Origin of the sequence: Armatimonas sp., assembly GCF_043760365.1 — a bacterium.
GTDB lineage: Bacteria > Armatimonadota > Armatimonadia > Armatimonadales > Armatimonadaceae > Armatimonas.
On record NZ_JAYUPA010000025.1, the window covers coordinates 1 to 2,469 of the forward strand.

At 57.2% G+C, this 2,469-nt stretch carries 3 protein-coding genes; all 3 read right to left on the reverse strand.

The features are described from left to right. Window positions 1-453 precede the first annotated feature (453 nt). The 3 genes from ACH2EH_RS00620 to ACH2EH_RS00630 all read right to left on the reverse strand — a co-directional run bounded on the left by ACH2EH_RS00620 (window position 454) and on the right by ACH2EH_RS00630 (window position 2,345). On the reverse strand, window positions 454-1,041 hold the full coding sequence (locus ACH2EH_RS00620; protein WP_395137785.1) for an HNH endonuclease: 588 nt from the start codon (window positions 1,039-1,041) through the stop codon (window positions 454-456). Beyond that, window positions 1,042-1,521 (reverse strand): hypothetical protein, encoded by a 480-nt coding sequence (locus ACH2EH_RS00625; RefSeq protein ID WP_395137787.1) that lies wholly within the window; start codon window positions 1,519-1,521, stop codon window positions 1,042-1,044. A gap of 140 nt (window positions 1,522-1,661) precedes the next feature. Then, entirely contained in the window at window positions 1,662-2,345 is a 684-nt protein-coding gene (locus ACH2EH_RS00630) for a hypothetical protein (protein WP_395137789.1), read from the reverse strand. Between the last annotated feature and the right edge of the window lie 124 nt (window positions 2,346-2,469).

The window sequence follows — 2,469 nt, forward strand, 5'->3', positions numbered from 1 at the left end:
GCAGGCTTGGCCCATCGCCCAGGGGGAGAGGGCAAAGCCGAAGCCATCGTCGTCCGCACCGGGCCAGTAAATGCGCCCGTGCTGCATGGAGACTTCGCGGATGGGCACGAGATTATCATGCTTGCCCGCGTCGTCTGCGCTCACGCGCTCGCAGACCTCATCGAGGTTCATAGGGAATTGTTTCCTTTCAAGTTTCCCCAATAGTGGGGATAAGTCTCCCCACTATTGGGGAGAGAAGTGGGTTGTAAAGATTCACGCGGCGTGGGGCCTCTTGGGTTTATCGAGGGGCCGTTGCCTCGCCGCGCTGGACGAGAATACGATGAGGGCACGAAAACTCCAACGAGCATTACGTAGCCTTCACCTTCACAACAGAAGCAAAAAAACGCCTCCAAGCATCACTTGCTCGGAGGCGTTTTGGGTAGGGTTTTTGGTCTATCGTTAGGTTCTTGGGGCTTATCGTCGGGGGCGGTTGAAGACGGGCGGCTCAATCCACGAGGCTAGTTCAGAGAGCCGCGCCTGGGTTTGTTCATGCGCCGACTCGGTTAGCTCGTACTGCTCGCGAAGCCGCAACAGCTCTTCGTACTGCTGCTGCCAGCGGATCATGTTGGCACGGTGGTAGACAAGCTGCTCACGCCACAGAATCAGGTTCTCTATCGTGTAGGAACCCACTGTGGTCAGGGATGTAAGGCTGCCGCCTAGTTCAACGCGGTAGTGCAGATCGTGATCGTCCTCAGCTTGGCAGGGATCGAGAAAGCGGCGAGCGGCGGTGTACTCCGCAGAGCTGGGCCAGGTATCGCCCTTGATCGAGTTGCACTCATTGCAGCACCAGTAGAGGTTCTCATAGACACAGATCAGGTCAGGGCGAGCGTAGGAGCCACCTTGTGGGCGGTGGTGGTCAATCACACAGCCCGCCTCGCCTCCGAGAAAATACTCATGGCGCAGGCAGTAGGCGCAGCGGTAGAGAAAATCCTGCCGTAGGAAGGGGCGGTAGCGGGTGTAGTCTGTGTAGGTACGGGTCAGAACACGTCGAGTAAAAACCACCTAGACACTCACCGCTTCGGACTTTTTGGGATGATCCCCAGATTTCTTGGGGTGGGACTGGATGAAGGTGCGCAGGTCGGTAAGCTGCTGGTCAATGGCTGTCGCTGTCTCTTGTGCCCTCTGCCACGCGGGAGAGGCGCGGTCAAAGGCGTTGATGCACTCCCGCACCTGGACCAGCTCCTGCTCCTCATCTACGGTGAGTCCCTGCGCCAGCTTTTTATCAATGAGACGCTTGTAGGGAGTCATAATCTCGATGGGGTAGTGCTGGTGGGAGCTGTTCTGTTCTTGCTGTGCGTCCATGAGAAGGCGGCGCAGAAGCTCGGAGAGTCCCCCTTCTTGTTGCTTGCCCCAGTTGGCGAGTGGCTCGTCCAGATAGACGGTGACCCGAACGCGCTCTCGTGCCTGCCTGCTCTTGCGTGGCGTTGTCGCTCTTGCCTTGCTACCCGATGCACTTGTTGTCTTTCTGGATGTCGTTGCCATGCGTCATTTTATCACGGTGACGTCTTTTGTGACGTAAACAAAACAACTCTACAAACCGACAAAAAGAGCGCCACCTGGTGTTGTAAGTCCAGGCGGCGCGTGAGTTGCTGTATGTCCTCCACGGTAGTGCTACATGTCCTCTATGGTGGTGCATTTCGTGGGTGCTGGGCGTAGAGAGGGTTGAAGCGTGGGATTGTCCAGCGCCGTGCCCAACGCACCGCGAGTGCAACGATGAGATCAGTATCGCTGCGCTCATGCCAGGCGGTGTTGGCCTCCTCCAGCGTTTCAAACGTGCCACTGACGGTGATGAGCTTGCCTGAGGGGCAGAGCTTCAAACAGAGCGCGTACTTTCCCGCTAGGGCGATGGCTCGCTCGTGAGAGAGCTGGTAGGTCTTGGGATCGGCCTTGCGCTTGCCATAGCCCGTCCAAGGCGGCTGAATGCGCTTGGCCTCTTTCTGCTCCTGACATATTGCATAAGCGAAGGCAACCGCTGCCTTCTCCTGAGTCAGCGCTTCGATGCTGGCCGCATCACGGCCCAGCTCGTCCATGTGATAGGCATAGGGGAGCGTCGCTCCTCCGTGCTCATACCTTAGAATGTGCCACTTGGGGCCTTGCCTAGTGTAGTGGCAGGTGCCTTCGGTTCCATCGGGAAAAGTGACACTGCAATCGTACCAGCGGATGTGGAGTGGGTTGTGCCGCCTTACGTCCCAGGCGTTGGGAACGTCGGCGACGGCTCCTGTTTTGAGAGCAAGAGCTTTAAGCTCCTTCTCCAGCTCGCCAGGCTGAAAAGTCGTGTAGCGTTTGGATTTTGGAATGTGGGCCAAGTGTGGCCTCCTGTTTTTGAAGTGTCCCCTGTGTGCCACAATGATTTGAGACACTTTCCGTTCCCTCTATATCTCCCCAGGGCAAAAAGGAAAGAACCAGAATGAGCATCACTATGGCCCACCC